The sequence below is a fragment of the Myxococcus sp. AB036A genome (assembly GCF_006547355.1).
GTDB lineage: Bacteria > Myxococcota > Myxococcia > Myxococcales > Myxococcaceae > Myxococcus > Myxococcus virescens.
Genome location: NZ_VHLC01000062.1, coordinates 20,414 through 34,814, shown reverse-complemented (window position 1 = coordinate 34,814; position 14,401 = coordinate 20,414). Strand labels below are relative to the sequence as shown.

Below are 14,401 nucleotides of genomic sequence, written 5' to 3'. Positions count from 1 at the left end.
CCACCACACCGGAGACTCACATGCTGGTAGCCAGCAAGCTCAATCTTCAGGACGGACTTCGCCCCATTGCCCCCCAGCGCCCCGGGAAGCAGTTGGCCCCTGTCGGCGCGTTCGGCGCGTACAACTGGCGGCACCTGACGACGCGCCAGCGCGACGTGTTCAAACGCCCGCGCACCATGGCCACGCTGCTGGAGCTGGTCCGCGAGCGCCCCCGCGGTAGCTGCACCATGTGCTGGCGCGACATGTCCCGCATCCTGGCCGGCCGCGACGAAGCTGCCTGCGCGCGGCGTGATGGTGGCGGCTCCCCGTACTGCCAGTTGTACGTCCGCGCCTGCATGGCTGAAGTCGCTGAGCGCTGCGAGGCCGCGAAGGCCTCCCTCCTCGCCGAACTGGAAGCGGCAGGCGGTCTCCAGTGAGCACCACACATCACGAGTTCACCGTCGGCTACCTGTTCTGCGGCAGCGGGCCGGGCGCCATGGGCCACGACATGGCCACCGTCGAAGTGGCGGGCAGCACCGCCTCCTGGCGCAACCTGGGCGGCGTCGACTTCGACGAAGGGTGCTGCAAGGACTACACGTACCTGACGGGGGCGCCGTCCCTCTGTGCGGACATCGCCACGCTGGCGCCTGAGAAGCTGCGCAAGTTCTGGGGACCGCGCGCGCCGGACATGACGAAGTGGAGCCCTCCGTGCAAGGGCGCCTCGAAGCTGCTGCCGGCTGAGATGGCCGCGACGCAGAAGTACCAGGACATGAACCAGCTCATGTTCCATGCGGCGAAGCTGGTGCTCGCGGCGTACCCGGACCGGGACAACCGGCCGCGCCTCATCGTCGTGGAGAACGTGCCCAGCTTCCGCACGCGGTGCCGGGAGGTGCTTGGAAAGACGATTCGCCTGCTGCGTGAGGCGGGCTACGAGGTGAACGTCACCACGCACGACCTCGGCCAGGAGGGCGGGCTGGCGCAGTCGCGCGAGCGCTTCACCCTGTCTGCCCGGGACTCGCGCCGTTGCCCGGTGCAGGTGGCGCTGCCTCCCTACCAGGGCCTGCGCGGCGTGGGCGAGGTGCTGGCCCCGCTGCCGTGGCCGGATGACCCGCGCGCGGGCCGCATGCACCGGCTCCCCCGGGTGAGCTGGCTCAACGCCGTGCGCCTGGCGCTCATCCCCCCGGGCGGCGACTGGCGGGACTTGCCGAAGCGCGGGCACGTGGTGGAGACACTTCAGGCGCGCGAGCTGTGGCCGACGGGCATGGACACGGCTGGCTTCCGCGCGCTGGTGGAGGAGCAACTCGGCAACCCCGTCGAGGCCTCGCAGAAGCGGCGCGAGGTCCACCGCAGGCATCCCGTCCAGGCATGGGCGGCACCGTCGCCCACCGTGTCCGGACCGGGCGGGGCCGGGCTGTGCGCCGTCGAGGACCCGCGCCCGCTGGAGTCGCTGGCGATGGGGGCGGAGAACCCTGCTCGCCACACCAACAAGTACGCGGTGCAGGGCTGGGCCAATGCCGCGCGGACGGTGACAGGGGCCCAGCAGATGGGGAGCGGCGGGCCGGCCGTCGCCGACGCCCGCGCGGTGGAAGCCCTGGCGATGCGCAAGGATGCCCGGCCAGGCGCCGCTGGCGTGCTGCACTGGACGCGGCCCTCGGCCACCGTCATCGCCACGTCCTGGGTCTCGGGGGGCAGCTCGCCGGTGTCGGTGGCCGACCCGCGCGCGCTTGAGCTGCTCGGCCTGGGGCAGACGGCGGCTGGAGCTGGCAGCTACGCCGGCCGACCGGGCCTGCTCGGCGTCGGCGACTGGCGGGCTCCGAGCCCCACCGTGACGGGTAAGGCCACGGTGAGCGGAGGCAACGCCCAGGCCTCGGTGGCGGACGAGCGAGTGGAACGCCTGGGCCTGGGGTGCCACTGCCGCAACGGCAGCTACGGCGTCATCGGTTGGGACACCACCGCCGGAACCATTACCGGTGTCATGCAGCTCGACAACGGCGAGTGCTCGGTGGCGGACCCGCGTCTGCCCCACCCGCGCGTCGTCATCGACATCCACTTGGCGCTCCAGCTCCTGGCCGAAGGCTGGGAGCCGCCGAAGGGGACTCTGGCTCCGGCCATCCTCTCCCCGGTGTCGGGCTGTTGGCACCGGCCCCTCACCACGCTGGAGCTGGCCGTCCTCCAGGGCCTGCCGCACGTCCACCGCGGCGCGCCGCTGGTGCTGGCGGGCAACAGCGACAGCGTGTGGCGGGAGCACATCGGCAACGCCATCCCCGTGGGCGGCGCTCTGGCCTGGGGGCGGGTGCTGCTGGAGTCCCTGCTCCGCTCCGAGCTCGGCGAGGGCTGGTCGCTTCGCGGCGACTACTGGTTCGACGCGCCGGCGCCGAGCGAGGGGTACGCGGCATGAGCACCATGCCCCTTGGAGGCCCGTACCGCTACACGCGCGCCGGGCGCGGCGTGTTCCACCTCCCGCTCGAGCGGCCCTGGACCTGGGCGCTCACTCACCACGGCATGTGGTCGGTGTTCGTCACGGACACGGAGCCCGCCCGCCATGGCGGCCCACCTCGCCGGCATCCCCTGCACCCGCCCGCCGAGTTGCTCGGCTGTTGGCTGGCCATCTACGCGACGCGCGACTACGACGCCGACGCGGTCCGGTGGCTGCGCGAGGCGCACGGCCTGGAGGCCCCCGCCGGCGACGTGCTGCCGGCCGGTGCCTACGTCGCCGTGGCTCGATTGGCCGAGGTGTCCACGGTAGGGAACGACTACCGGGCGTTCGGCCGCGATGCATGGTGGGCGCCGCCCCGCGCGCCGTACTGCCGCGGGACCATCGCGTGGTGGCTGGAGGAGCCACAGCCCCTGGAGCCGCTGGTCGCGGCCCCTGCCAAGCGCCTGACGCCAGTGGACCCGGGGTTGGTGCCGGAGCTGCGCGAGCGAATGCGTCTCGCACGTGACGGCATCTGGCGCCCGGAGGTGTACGCGGCACCAGCTGCACCGCCCTTCACAGCCCCGGACCGTGAGCGGCCACCTGCGCCAGCTCCTTCGCCCCCGCCCAGGCCGCGTGTCGTGGACGACCGGCCGGTCCCGCCGATGCTCGCCAACCCCGAGCAATTCGGGCTCTTCCCATGAGCCTCTGCCTGCGCATGCGCGCAACCACGTGCGCTGAGTGCGGCGCCGTCCAACTCGGAGACGTCGTCACCGACGAGGGCCTACTCACCTTCCACGGAGCCACCGCCGCGGGACTCGCCATCCGAGCGCGCCACCCCGGCCCGTGGCCCACCTGCCGCCATGGCTACGGCTGGCGCGCGGACTGCCGAAGCCGCCCTGTACCTCCGGCGTGCTGCGTCCACCCCCCCCTGCGCCCTGGCGCCCCCCTCTACCAACACCCCGTCCGACACCCACGAGGAGCCATAGCCCATGGACGCCCGCGGTCTTCCCTGGTTCAAGTTCCGAAGCTCGGCCCCCGAGGAGTACGCGGTGCATGCCCTGTGCGCCCAGCTCGGCGCCGAGGCCGACGCCTACCTCTATCGTCTCTGGGCCTACTGCGGCCGAGAGCGCATCGACGGCCGCTTCGCCGGGCCCGGAGCGGCCCTGGCAGTGGAGCGCGCCGTACGCTGGCGCGGGCGCCGCAACAAGCTCGTGGACGCACTGCTCGCCGTGGGCCTGCTGCTCCTGGAGGGCGAGTCCCTCGTGGTGGCCAAGTGGATGGAGGAACAGGGCGCCTACGTAAGAAAGGTGCTCAACGACCGCGCGAAGCCGGACGGGAGGACGCACGACGGCAACGAAGACCCCGCCAATCTCCCGCCGGAATCCCCCCAAACTCCCGCGCGGGAGGACGGCGGGGAGAAGGGAGAAGGGAGAAGGAAGAAGAAGTCTCCAGGACGAAAGGCGGAGAAGACTACGCCGCCTGGGCGCGTCACCGAGGCGCCCCAGCCACCGCCCCTCCGGACTCCCGCCAACGCTCCGCGAGGGATTGCAGCGGGAGAAACTGGGGAGGAGTCCCTGCCGGACGGCGTCAACCGGGTGTGCCTGGAGGTCAAGGGCGTGCCCTACGAGTGGCGCCCCGGGCGGGATGACCCCGCCGCTCGCGAGCTGCTTTCCCGCGGGAGCGTCGCGGAGGTGCTGCGCCGCTGGGAGCACGGCCTCCGGGCCCACTATCGGCAGCGCTGCGACACCCTCTCCGACTTGGTGAAGCGATGGGAAGCCAACGCCACCCCCGAGCACCGCAACGACGCGGGGCAGGCGCCCAGCTGCGCGCGCAGGGCCGACGCCGCCGTGGGTCGCGGCGAAGTCCAGGCGGCGCCGCTGCCGGACACCCCGGCCGGCCGCGCCTGGGGACAGGTGCTGGACGTCATGCGCCGGGACGGATTCGGCTACGGCGCAGAGCAGCTCGCCGCCTGGGCCCAGCCGATGAGCACTAACGGCCGCGAGCTGCTCGTGGAGCTGGCCGACAGCTACGCCATGCGGTGGCTCGCGGAGGACGGCTACGAGGCCGCGTTCAAGGAGCGCGCCCACGCCCTCGGCATCACCCTCCGCTTCGTCGTCGCGCAGCCCGCCCCGGCCCTCGCCTCGTAGCCCTCCCCTTCCGGCCGGCGTGTGCGCGCCACGTCGGCCCTCTCATCACGCGCGCATGGAGGCAGCCCACATGATGTTGCAGGTCTTGGAGAGACTCGCGCAGTGCGTTGCGGTGAAAGAAGCGCAGGCCAAGCAGTCCTATGAGCAGTTCCGCGCGGCACTCGGGAACGTGGCCCTGCCGCCGTGGGAGGAACTACCCGGCATCGCCAAGCGAACGTGGCTCGCCGCGACGCATGCGGCGGACCAGCGTGCCGACATCGCCGAGGGCATTACGAACCTGCTGCGCGCCGAGCGCGACGACGCGCGACAGGAGAGCGCCAGCCTGCGCGAGTCGCTGGAGGCCGCGCGGCGCGAGCTCCACCTGCTGCGCGAGCATGCGCCTGCGGAGGGCTCGGCGTGATGGCGCCCCGGCGCTGTCCCGGGTGCGGCGTGGAGCTGGTGCCGGGTGACGACGGCAGGCTGGAGTGCCGGAGCGGGCAGCACCCGGACGAGGAGCTCCCGCGCATCTACTGGCCGGGGCGGAACGGCCGCGTGGTCCCGGGCTGCCGGGACTCGGCCGCCGTGCGAAGGGTCTGGGAAGACGACGAGGAGAGGCGTGCGTGAGCCAGCTCATACACATCGTGGCCTGGGCGGTGGTGATGACGGGGACCCTCTGCATCCTCGCCGCCTGCATCTGGCTGTCCGTGATGGCCCTGCGCGTGGTGCTGGCGTGGGCCGGATGGTGGCCGGCATTCCTCGCCTTCTACGCGCAGCGGCGGCGGACGCATCGCCGCGAGGTGCCGCGCCGATGAACCGCACCCGCCGACGCCGACCGCCTGAAGTCGGCACCGCCACGCGCCGCGCGAAGGAACACTAACGAGGCGGGTTCCCGGTCCACATCGCCCTGGAAATCTCGCCCAACAAGTCGCAAAGCTGCTCGGCAATGGCGGACTGCCGCCTCTGGTCGAATGACTCGGCCTTGAGCATGTCCTCACGCAGGGCTCGAAAGATATCGAGCCACTCCCCCTCCAGGTGTTCCTCCACGAGCGGCTGAGTCAGGTACGCCTCTGCCGCTCGATGAAGCCGGTTTCCCAGGGGGGCATGGTCCCTGGCAAGCAACCTCACGGAGTTGCCGAGCTTCTCCCAAATCCTTCCAAGCTTTGCGTCCACGCCTGCTCCGATGGTGTTGGTCAGTCAGGCACAACAGCATACGCGGCGCAGTCGGGCCTATCATCCACACCGGGCGCAGTTCACCGCCCACACCTTCCTGACGCGGCCCCGGACGGACTTTTCCCCGCGCAGGGTGAGGTGCCCCTCACGCGGGGGCACGAGGGCGCCGCACCGGCACCTCCCTGCCCGGAGGTTCGGCCGGCGCCCAGCGCCTGCCCATCGGCACGCCGCCTCGATGTGGCGCATGCCCGTTGCGGCCTCGTACCAGCACTGCTCCCCACGGAGGATGCGCCCGCCGCACCCTGCCGCAGTGCAGGTGCCCGGCTTCTTCGCTGTGATGATGGGCACGGCTACGCCCCCTCCGCCAGCAGCGCCAACTGCCCAGGCTGGCCACGTCGAGCAGGCTGGGCATGCCGAGCCGAGGCAACGCGCAGGCGGCGCAACTCGCCACGCATCGGCAGAGCGGTGGGAGCAGGGCACTCGACACCGAGTTCCGCGCGCAGCTTCGCCAGCCCCGCCTCGCGCAGGCTCCGCACCTGGGCCTGTGTCATGCGCAGCTCCACGGCCAGCGTCCTCTCCGTGGCCTCCTGTCCCTCGGGCCGGCCCAGGCCCATGCTGGCCTGCACCACCTGGCGCTCCAGCCGAGGCAGGCCGTACAGCGCCCACAGGACGCGCTCGCGCTGGGCCACCAGCGCCAGGCGCTCGGCCGTGCTGTCCACCAGAGACAACAGTACCTCCGTGCGCGCCGCCAGTCCGCGACACCCTCTGTCGCTGGAGGCGTCCCGCGACTCGGCGCCAGCGTCACAGGAGGACAGCACCTCCTCGAGCGACAGGGGCTTGGCCACGGCCCCCTCGCCCAGGGCCCGCGCCGTCTCCGCGTCCAGTCCCTGGCGACGCAGCACGGACGAAACCTCCACACCCTCGGCCGCCGCCATCTTCTTCGCGCGCTTCACCGCCTTGCGCGCGTGGTCCGTCAGGTGGACGGGGCTTGACCAGGTGAGCGCCGACGCCTGCATCGCCTGACGCCCAAGCTTCATCGCCCAGGCGGGATAGGCGCTGCGCCCCACCCCCGCCGCCCCGGGCCTGAAGGGGTGCGCGCGCTGGCGCTTCAGCACCGCCAGCAGCCCCTCCTGCACCAGGTCCTCCACGGGCACCCGCCACGCTCGCGCCACGTGCCGGGCCACGCGCACCAGGTGCGGACGCACCAACTCGGCGAGGCGGGACTCCACGCGCCGCGCTTCGAGGCTGCCGGCGGGCACCTCCAGCAGCCGGTGCAGCAACGCCTCCATCTCCACCGCGGCGGACAGCTGCGCGTCCTGGGCCTTCACGCCACACCCCCACGGCGGACGGCAGGCGTCACCCGCAGGAGCCGCAGCTTCTTCGCGGCCCGGTTGCGCGCCAGCGTCGCCCGCCTCTTCCGGGCCTGCTCGGCGCGGCGCACCCGCTCGGCCTCCACCTCCGCGGGCGTCGCCCACTCCTGGCCTTCCAGCACGAGCTCAACCCGGGCCGCCTTGCCGTGCGCCCCGTCCGCGAAGGCCACGTCCCGGTAGCGCCGCACCTGGTTGTCATTCAGGTACGCGACCAACTCCAACGCGTCCTCCAGCACCTTCAGCCGGTTGCCGAGGTCGGAGAGCTGACGCGTGGGCGGGAACAGCGTGGCCGACAGCACCACGTCCCCCTTCAAGGCGCGCTGCCCCAAGTGGGACGCTTTCACGCGCGCCTTGTACGCCTTACCCTCGTCACTGGGGTGCGGCGTGGCGCCTCTGTCGCTGCGCCAGTAGCGGTTGCCCGAAGGCGGCCAGGGCAACGAGAGGCGCACCACCGCGAGAGGAGGAGCGGGCGTGGTGCTGGAGGGCTGAGGTGTGGAGTGCATCGTCCGGGCTCCAACCCCGAACGCGCGCGCGCAAGGGGCGGTATACTGGTGGTCCCCAGCGGCGCTTTCCCGGTGTCCCTGGCACTCGCGGGCTCGGCCGTCCTCACCGGCCGAGCCCGTCCTCTTTCCAACCACCAGCAGAAGGGGCGGCCCATAGCGCATGCGCTAGCGATGGTTCGCATTCCGCGGCCTCATTCGAGGAGCCGAAACCGGAACCTGGACGCGGCGCACGCGGCAGGTAGAAGAACGCCGTGCCCAGCCACGACAAGACGAGGACACGCCCTGAGCGTCGCAGGGCCCCGGCCGGCAGCACCGTCCGCCTTGAGGGACTGCACGTCTCCCACGCTGCATGGGCCCGCCTGGAGGCACTCGTCGCGCAGCTCGTCCGCGCGGGCATCCCCCGCGCGCACCGGAGCGGCGCCCTGGACATGCTCGTCCTCCACCCCGAGGTGGCTGCCCTGGTGCTGGCCGGCGGCTGCCGCGTCTCCTGGTGCGCCACCTGCGGCGCTTGGCTGCCCACAGCCCGGGACTCCCACAGCCACCAGGACGCGCAGCCCGAGCACGTGGTGCAGGGATTCCTCGTACCGCCCGCCTGATGCGCACCCCTTCTACAGGGCATGCGTCGAGACCGACCGCCCGCCCAGACTGCCGAGCAACTCCGCCGCAAGCGCGTGAGGGACGACTACGCCCGCTCCCTGCGCCAGCTCCGCGGCGAACCCGAGGCACCCGCCCCGGCGCCCACGTACCCTGACGGGAAGTGCTGGTGCGGCGGGCCTCTGCTGCTGGTCAGGCGCGGGCTCATCTGCGGCCTGGGCAGGCACGACGATTGAGGTTCCGTGTTGCGGCAGTCACCAGGCGCGGCTTTCCGCCTGCCGTCATCACACCCGCCGGGCATGGTGCTCCGGCGGGGCTGTTCTTGCTGCGTTGACGTCCAGCGCCGCCCGCGCAGGAGGGATGCCCCTCCTTCCCGCGCAGGAGGGATGCCCCTCCTTCCCGCGCGGGCGTGGTGCCGGGGTGTGCCGGCCCGGCACCATTCCTCTTTGGTGCAAACCCTCCCAAAGCAGCAAAGCAGGATTGTCATGACTTGATGGCTTGTCCTATATGGACTCTAAATCCTGATTTCGGACGGGAGGGGTCCATGACAGCAGCTCGGCTGGGACGCGTCGCAGCGCTCGGCATGGCCATCGGCTGCGCCGGGGCGCCTGGACCGAGTGGCACGCGGGACTATTGGCGTTCAGGCCCCCACGTCTACGTGCGAGGCCCCTGGGAAGCCATCACCCCGTCTTCCGACGTGGACGAGGTCATCGACCAACTTTGCCCTGCTGTCATGGAGCTGCCGCGTGCGATGGAGCGCGATTACGGGCAGGAGTATTGCGGCGCCATCTACTCACTCGGAGACGGCGTCTACTACGCCAGCGCAGCCTCACCATTGGGAGAGCCCGTGCCCATTGGCCCCGCGAAGCTGAAGAAGTGCATCCCTCCGCGCTACGTCGTCGACGACAGAGGCCGGGCGATTGTGCTCGGGGACTTCCACAGCCACCCATGGTCCCCCTCGCCGATGTCGGAAACGGACCGACTGAAAGCGATGCAAATCTGGAGCATCCGCATCCAGTTCGACCGCGCCTGCACCATCACCAAGCTGGTGCCGAATCTCGGCAGCGAGCAACCCGGAGAGGTCTACCTCCGACAACGCAAGCGATGGAAGCTGGTGGGTATCATCAAGCACGAGGACAAGCGCCTCGGGGTCGTCACCGCGGTGGATGACTGAGGGATGAGCGTGACGACATCCGGAATCGTGGCCCGCACGGAGGCCCCATGAAGCGCGTTCTGCTGCCCCTTCTCTGCATGCTCCCGGCATGCGCCCTGTTCCAGAAGCCGCCGCGCCCAGTCCACGCCCCACCGGAAGAGGCTGCGACCGTCGAAATCCCGCTCGCGTTTCCGACCGAGGGGCGACAGGTCATCAGCGGCACAACCCTGCGCGCCATCCAGCTCGCCATGGACGACTTCCTGCCCTGGGACCGGAAGCTGCCCAGCGACGCCACGCCGCTCTACGAGTGCCTCAACCGCCGCGAGTCCTACGAGGTCGTAACGGCACCCGCCTCAGATGGCGTCGTGCTCGTCAGCATCATCCCGAACCCGGATGCATGCGACATCGCCACGGCCCCCATCCTGGACGTGGGTGCCACCTATGCGGTTGATGTGAAAGGCTGGCGCATCCTCGCGGTGCGGCTGTAGTCACACGAGGAGTCGCCGCCGAGGATGCCGACATGGCCCGGCGGGGCAGCCACGCGCAGCCGCCCCACCGGATGCGTCACGCGACCCGGGGCTGTCCCTCGCGCAGCGCCTGCTCCAGCCGGCGGGCCGCCGCCTCGCAGTAGCGCTCCTCGAGCTCCACGCCCACCGCGCGCCGCCCGAGCTGCTGCGCGGCGACAAGGGCGGAGCCGCTTCCCGCGAACGGGTCCAGCACCAGGCCGCCCGCCGGGCACGAGCGCTCAATGAGCAGGCGCAGCAGTGAGACCGGCTTTTCGGTCGGGTGCGCCCGCTTCGGCGGGGGCACAGGTGCGAAGCCCGCGAGCACGGCCCCCAGGCGCTTCCCCAGCAGCGGCCGACGCTTGGCGCCCACCGCGTGGAGGACGACCTCATAGTCTGGGGCGTACGAGCCGGTGCAGTCACCCACGCCACCACGGTTCTTCCACCAAACGAGCGCCCCCTTCAGCTTGAGGTGGGCGGAAACGGTGTCCGCGAAGTCGGGCCAGCTCGCCCAGTGACAGAAGACGAGGGCATGCGCGTCTGCCGCAAGGCTGGGCCCAGCAGCAGTCAGCGCCTGGCGCAGCACCCGCATCCCCTGGCGCGAGGCATCGGCACGGATGGCGGCGCGCTGCCCCTTCCCCTCGTACGCCATCCCGTAGGGCGGGTCGGTGAGCAGCAGGTCCACGGACGCGGACGGTAGGTCCACGAGCTGGTCGCGGCAGTCGGCGAGGTACAGGGTGGTGAGGGCGTTCTCGTAGTAGGGCTTCACGTGTCCTTTCTCGACGCGGCGCCCCCTGCCATGCACGGCGGATGCCGCTCGGCGACGGCGCCATGAACTGGCCGCACACGGCGGCCAGGCCACCCTCCCGAAATGGCAATTTGTAGCATTTTCCGCATGCCCAGCGCCGCAATCCCAGACGCGATCACAACAGTAATCAGGGAGCATGAATAACTCACAGCCAGCTACACTCCCCCCGATTCTCCTCGTGTCGGCATGGGCCACCATCCTCGCAATTCCCGTCAGCATCGTACTGTTCGTGTTTCAGTACAGCCACCCGCCGGAATGCCAGACAGAAACGAGAACCCCGCCCGCCCTGCGACAGGACGGACGGGGTTCTCACCTACCAGCCGAACGTGTACCGGACCCCAGCGCCGGCCATGGACTCCTGCCGGGTGGCCCGCCCGAACGCGAACAGGCCCAGGCGCTCGGTGAGCCGCGCTCCAGCTTCGACGTGTGCGTAGAGCCCGGCGAGTGACGAGGCACCTACCTGCGCGTCCAAGTAGCCCGACCTCACCGGCACATCGGAGAGGACACGGGAGAGCCCCGCAGACACCTCCGCCCGCGGCGCGTCTAAGGGCGCGCCAGCACCGGGGCCAAGCCCGAGCTGGTGACGGCGTGCGCGGCGGCCAGGGCAGCCGCATCCGTGGACTGCGCCGCCTTCGCCGCCGCCTTCTGCTCGCCGTGGATGGCGCTGAAGGACAGCTTCACCACCGCCTGCTCATGCGGCTTGAGCGCGCGCCATCCGTTGGCCCGCATCCACTCGTCCACCACCTGGAGCCCACGGGCGGCCTTGTCCCAGCCGTTGTCCGCCGGGTTCTCCGCAGCGATGTCCTCCACCACGTTGTAGGCGTGGTACGCGGCCAAGGCCACCCGCCGCTTGCGCCGCTCGCTGAGCCAGTCGCCGCCCCAGAAGAGAGCGACGCCAGTGCCGATGCCTCCGAGCACGGTGGCGATGCCGGAGGGCGTGAACACGGACGCGAGGATGGTATCGAGGATGCCGCTCGCCGAGGCCCCCGTGGCCTGGGCCAGCGCCACCGGGGCCGTGAAGAGGACGCCGAGGGCGGCGGAGAGCATGAGGGTCTTGCGGTGCTTCATGGGTGCTCCTGGGGACTGCGAGTTGACAGCCCCCAGGAGAAGAGGCGCTCACCTCACGAGGTGAACGGCAGGCGGAAGACACCCTCCATCCGGCGGGGCCAGTAGTCGAGGCTGCCGAAGGCCTTCACCTTGGCATCGTCGCGGGCCGCGTCCGCCAGGGTGAGCGTCGAGGAGCCACCGCCCGAGGCACCCACCACGACGTCGAGGGCCCAGCTCACCACCACCATCACGTGCTCCGGCTTCGTCGGCTCGCCCAGCCGGTGGTACAGCACTAGGTCGCCGGGGCGGACGAGGTCGCCCAGCTTCAGGCGAGCGCACTCCGTCCAGAGGCGGCCCGTGTGATGCGTCGCGCGCCAGTCGGGCCCACCGACCTCACGCAAGGCCCACGTCACCAAGCCGGAGCAGTCGAAGACACGCTGGCCCGTGGAGGGGTCGCGCTCCCCCTTCCCGTTCCAGCGGTAGGGGGCATGCATCTGCGACAAGACGAGGGAGAGGAAGGCGGCGCGCTGCGAGCTGGACATGAAGACTCCCGAGGGCGATGGGTTGCCCCCGGGAGAAGCGGCGCTCACGGCCGCGTGCGGCTTGCGTCCTGGGCGGCCACGACGTTCGCCGCGTGCTGCATCTGTCGAGCACCGCGCTCCCCCATGAGGAGGTGCGTGTCGCTCGACGCGCGGGCGAGCTGGGGGCGGGCCTCCGCCTGCCAGGACTCCAGCGCCTTGAGACGCAGGTCCACCTGCTTCAGCAGGGAGTCGTGTTCCCCGACGCGGCGCAGCTCCGCCTTGATGTCGCGCACGCCGTCCGCCACCGTGCCCAGGCGTTCCACCAGCAGCGGCACCTGCTCCACAGCGGACTCATGCTTCGCCTGGCGCCGGGAGAGAAGCCCCTGGAGGAGGGGGACGAGGAACTGGCTCACCGCCAGCGCAATGACGGCGGTTTCCATAGTGGGGGAGTTCATGTGCCGCCAGAAGGGGTGCCGAGGCACTGACAGCGATGTCAATAGCTCTCGTAAGCATCAGCCCTCCCGGCCGCACATCCCCCCTCACATACTCAAGCAAGGGCCCGAAATGCACCTAGACACTAGCAAACATGGATTAAACTGGAGGTCGACATGATCGACACCCCTGCCAATCCTCCTTCCACAGGCGACACCCAACCGGCCATTCAGCGCCCCCGGATAAAGTACCAAGTTTTCATCAGCTCAACATACGCAGACCTACACAAGGAAAGAGAAAAAGTCGTCTGGGCGGTGCTTGAAGCACGCCACATCCCTGCAGGGATGGAGAACTTCACCGCGACCGATGAGCGCGGATGGAAGACGATTAAGCGAGTTATCGATGACACCGACTACTATGTCCTTGTCCTTGCCGGCCTGTATGGGTCCGTAGACTCCACAACCGGCATCAGCTGGACTCAGCGAGAGTACGAATATGCCACCTCGAAGGGCATTCCAGTTCTCGCGTTCATACGCGAAACGCCCTCGACTCCTGGCAATGCGATTGAGACCGACCCCAAAAAGCGAAAACAACTCGCATCCTTCATCGAAAAAGTAAGGAGCAACCACCTCTACAAGACATGGAAAGAAGCCAACGACCTAGCCGCAGCGGTGGCAAGTTCTCTCCGCAATATGATTCAGGACGACGCGGACGACAACAAGCCTCGCCCAGGCTGGATTCGAGGCAACAGCATCCCATCAATTGGGAGCTTTGACGAACTTGCACGCCTCTCCGCTGAAAACTCCCGCCTTAGAGAAAAATTAGCCGCAGCCCAATCAGCCTCAACCCCAAAGCCAGTTCTGCAGCTCTCACACCCGGGAACAGGAGACATCATCCCCTCGAAAAACTCCCGAAAGCACTCACTAACAAAGCACGTGCCCCTCCACAATCTGACACCATCTCCTCTAGCGGACCAACGTAACAGAACGGTCTGGATGCGCCTATCCGTCAGCAACCTCGGCTCGGCACCAGCCCGCAATGTCGTTGTAGACATAAGCTTCAACCCCGCCCAGGACGTCCATCTCCATCTAAACCAACTCCTCACACCTGAAGCCGAAAGGGAATTCAGAAACAGCGTAAGCAACCCATCAAACCACTGCTACATCGACAGAAAAACAAAAAACTCAATTCGCCAACGCATCAAATTAATCGCCCCAGGCTCAATCGAGCCACTCGTTTTGTTTGGTGCCGAAACAACCACAGAGCCAGTACCGCGCACGACATTCCGCATGGAAGTGTCATACAAAATCGTTACCGAGGACGGCACGTTCATTTCAGGAAAGTTCGACGTTGATTCGACTTGGGGGGAAGAAGTGCAAGTCTCAACACTTCCATACACCTTGCACATCCCTCATATTTAGGCGCGAAAGCAATCCTGCCCAACCTTCTCCCGCCCAAGTCGCACCTGCGGGGTTCCGTAGCGATACGCCACGGGTAGATCCAGTCTGACCTCAACGGCCGACACTGGCGATGCGCGAGGAACGGGTCAAAGCACGACCTAGGCACGGGTACGCAACACAGACTGCCAGCATCGCACCATGTGCGACACACCCCACCTGCAACGCCATCGCCCCAGTTGCAAGCACCCGGGGTGGAAAACTGGAGAAGCCGCCTGAAAACTTGATTGCTCGGCGCGGTACAATCTCGCGCTGCGGAATTTCCCGGGATTTCTCCGAGGAAGTACTGTGAGGGTAGCCCCCTATTTTCCTGGGCCTTACG

The 14,401-nt window shown here is 69.2% G+C and carries 20 protein-coding genes; 12 read left to right on the top strand and 8 right to left on the bottom strand.

Annotated features, from left to right (window positions below):
- Positions 1–20: 20 nt before the first annotated feature.
- The 7 genes from FL344_RS23850 to FL344_RS23820 all read left to right on the top strand — a co-directional run bounded on the left by FL344_RS23850 (position 21) and on the right by FL344_RS23820 (position 5,333).
- Complete coding sequence (locus FL344_RS23850) at positions 21–416, top strand: hypothetical protein (RefSeq protein ID WP_141620126.1); 396 nt, start codon at positions 21–23, stop codon at positions 414–416.
- Entirely contained in the window at positions 413–2,377 is a 1,965-nt protein-coding gene (locus FL344_RS23845; RefSeq protein WP_141620125.1) for a DNA cytosine methyltransferase, read from the top strand. The genes FL344_RS23850 and FL344_RS23845 overlap by 4 nt, the downstream gene beginning before the upstream one ends.
- Positions 2,374–3,096, top strand: a complete 723-nt coding sequence (locus FL344_RS23840) for a hypothetical protein (RefSeq protein WP_141620124.1) — start codon at positions 2,374–2,376, stop codon at positions 3,094–3,096. Before FL344_RS23845 ends, FL344_RS23840 begins: the two co-directional genes overlap by 4 nt.
- A gap of 288 nt (positions 3,097–3,384) precedes the next feature.
- Positions 3,385–4,542 (top strand): hypothetical protein, encoded by a 1,158-nt coding sequence (locus tag FL344_RS23835; protein ID WP_141620123.1) that lies wholly within the window; start codon positions 3,385–3,387, stop codon positions 4,540–4,542.
- 70 nt (positions 4,543–4,612) lie between these two features.
- Entirely contained in the window at positions 4,613–4,942 is a 330-nt protein-coding gene (locus FL344_RS23830) for a hypothetical protein (RefSeq protein WP_228565308.1), read from the top strand.
- The gene (locus tag FL344_RS23825) at positions 4,939–5,145 is read left to right on the top strand and encodes a hypothetical protein (protein ID WP_141620122.1); all 207 of its coding nucleotides are present in this window, start codon (positions 4,939–4,941) and stop codon (positions 5,143–5,145) included. The genes FL344_RS23830 and FL344_RS23825 overlap by 4 nt, the downstream gene beginning before the upstream one ends.
- Positions 5,142–5,333 (top strand): hypothetical protein, encoded by a 192-nt coding sequence (locus FL344_RS23820; RefSeq protein WP_141620121.1) that lies wholly within the window; start codon positions 5,142–5,144, stop codon positions 5,331–5,333. Before FL344_RS23825 ends, FL344_RS23820 begins: the two co-directional genes overlap by 4 nt.
- Positions 5,334–5,394: 61 nt before the next feature.
- Here the strand turns inward: FL344_RS23820 and FL344_RS23815 are convergent, their stop codons facing one another.
- The 3 genes from FL344_RS23815 to FL344_RS23805 all read right to left on the bottom strand — a co-directional run bounded on the left by FL344_RS23815 (position 5,395) and on the right by FL344_RS23805 (position 7,564).
- Positions 5,395–5,691 carry a hypothetical protein gene (locus tag FL344_RS23815; protein ID WP_141620120.1) on the bottom strand — a complete coding sequence of 99 codons (297 nt, stop codon included), beginning with the start codon at positions 5,689–5,691 and terminating at the stop codon, positions 5,395–5,397.
- A 350-nt stretch (positions 5,692–6,041) separates the two neighbouring features.
- Positions 6,042–7,019: a sigma factor gene (locus tag FL344_RS23810; RefSeq protein WP_194863225.1), complete on the bottom strand. Its 978-nt coding sequence runs from the start codon at positions 7,017–7,019 to the stop codon at positions 6,042–6,044.
- On the bottom strand, positions 7,016–7,564 hold the full coding sequence (locus FL344_RS23805; protein WP_141620118.1) for a RusA family crossover junction endodeoxyribonuclease: 549 nt from the start codon (positions 7,562–7,564) through the stop codon (positions 7,016–7,018). The genes FL344_RS23810 and FL344_RS23805 overlap by 4 nt, the downstream gene beginning before the upstream one ends.
- 251 nt (positions 7,565–7,815) lie before the next feature.
- Here FL344_RS23805 and FL344_RS23800 point away from each other — a divergent pair, with 251 nt between their 5' ends.
- The 4 genes from FL344_RS23800 to FL344_RS23790 all read left to right on the top strand — a co-directional run bounded on the left by FL344_RS23800 (position 7,816) and on the right by FL344_RS23790 (position 9,799).
- The gene (locus tag FL344_RS23800; RefSeq protein ID WP_141620117.1) at positions 7,816–8,160 is read left to right on the top strand and encodes a hypothetical protein; all 345 of its coding nucleotides are present in this window, start codon (positions 7,816–7,818) and stop codon (positions 8,158–8,160) included.
- A 21-nt stretch (positions 8,161–8,181) separates the two neighbouring features.
- Positions 8,182–8,394 (top strand): hypothetical protein, encoded by a 213-nt coding sequence (locus FL344_RS38620; protein WP_194863224.1) that lies wholly within the window; start codon positions 8,182–8,184, stop codon positions 8,392–8,394.
- 308 nt (positions 8,395–8,702) lie between these two features.
- A complete protein-coding gene (locus tag FL344_RS23795; RefSeq protein ID WP_141620116.1) occupies positions 8,703–9,332 on the top strand; it encodes a hypothetical protein in 630 nt (209 codons plus the stop codon).
- A 47-nt stretch (positions 9,333–9,379) separates the two neighbouring features.
- Positions 9,380–9,799, top strand: a complete 420-nt coding sequence (locus FL344_RS23790; RefSeq protein WP_141620115.1) for a hypothetical protein — start codon at positions 9,380–9,382, stop codon at positions 9,797–9,799.
- 76 nt (positions 9,800–9,875) lie between these two features.
- Here FL344_RS23790 and FL344_RS23785 read toward each other — a convergent pair whose 3' ends face one another.
- The 5 genes from FL344_RS23785 to FL344_RS23765 form a co-directional block, all read right to left on the bottom strand.
- Complete coding sequence (locus FL344_RS23785; RefSeq protein WP_141620114.1) at positions 9,876–10,583, bottom strand: site-specific DNA-methyltransferase; 708 nt, start codon at positions 10,581–10,583, stop codon at positions 9,876–9,878.
- Between the two features lie 352 nt (positions 10,584–10,935).
- A complete protein-coding gene (locus tag FL344_RS23780) occupies positions 10,936–11,109 on the bottom strand; it encodes a hypothetical protein (RefSeq protein ID WP_228565307.1) in 174 nt (57 codons plus the stop codon).
- Between the two features lie 56 nt (positions 11,110–11,165).
- A complete protein-coding gene (locus FL344_RS23775) occupies positions 11,166–11,690 on the bottom strand; it encodes a TrbC/VirB2 family protein (RefSeq protein ID WP_141620112.1) in 525 nt (174 codons plus the stop codon).
- Between the two features lie 53 nt (positions 11,691–11,743).
- Positions 11,744–12,211, bottom strand: a complete 468-nt coding sequence (locus tag FL344_RS23770) for an NlpC/P60 family protein (protein ID WP_141620111.1) — start codon at positions 12,209–12,211, stop codon at positions 11,744–11,746.
- Between the two features lie 44 nt (positions 12,212–12,255).
- Entirely contained in the window at positions 12,256–12,645 is a 390-nt protein-coding gene (locus FL344_RS23765; RefSeq protein ID WP_141620110.1) for a hypothetical protein, read from the bottom strand.
- Between the two features lie 153 nt (positions 12,646–12,798).
- On the opposite strand from FL344_RS23765, the gene FL344_RS23760 reads away from it, so the two are divergent.
- A complete protein-coding gene (locus FL344_RS23760) occupies positions 12,799–14,043 on the top strand; it encodes a DUF4062 domain-containing protein (protein ID WP_141620109.1) in 1,245 nt (414 codons plus the stop codon).
- The last annotated feature ends 358 nt before the right edge of the window (positions 14,044–14,401 follow it).